We start from the raw sequence: 513 nt of genomic DNA, 5'->3' as shown, positions 1-513 counted from the left end.
ATCCTGCAGGTCGACGGCTACAGCGGCTATGCCGCGCTCGCCAGGCGCAGCCAGCAGCTCAGCCTTGCGTTCTGCTGGTCGCATGCGAGGCGCAAGTTCTACGAGCTCGCGGACAGCTCACCAGTCGCGACCGAGGTGCTGCGCCGGATCGCCACGCTCTATGCGATCGAGGACGAGGTTCGCGGCACCTCGGCAGAGCAGCGCCGCACGGTGCGCGCCGAACAGGCCCGCGTCATCGTCGATGACCTGCACATCTACCTCGAGGCGCGCCTCCGTCAGGTCAGCGCCAAGAGCAAGCTTGCCGATGCCATCCGCTACGCGCTCACCCGCTGGGCTGGACTGTCGCTGTTCCTCAACGACGGCCGCGTCGAGCTGGATTCCAACACCGTCGAACGTTCGATCAGGCCTCTCGCGCTCAACCGGAAGAACGCGTTGTTCGCGGGCTCGGATGAGGGCGGCGACAACTGGGCGGTCATCGCCACGCTCATCGAGAACTGCAAGATCTCGGGTGCC

The 513-nt window shown here is 66.3% G+C and carries 1 protein-coding gene; it reads left to right on the top strand.

Annotated features, from left to right (window positions below; all coding sequences use genetic code 11):
* Positions 1-513, top strand: a 513-nt coding sequence (tnpC, locus tag IE122_RS18290; protein ID WP_189622653.1) for an IS66 family transposase, incomplete at both ends; no start/stop codon positions are given.

Source organism: Novosphingobium colocasiae (genome assembly GCF_014652555.1).
In the GTDB taxonomy this organism is placed as follows: Bacteria; Pseudomonadota; Alphaproteobacteria; order Sphingomonadales; family Sphingomonadaceae; genus Novosphingobium; species Novosphingobium colocasiae.
The sequence above is the reverse complement of the archived record's forward strand: the minus strand, read 5'-3'. Positions and strand labels throughout refer to the sequence as shown.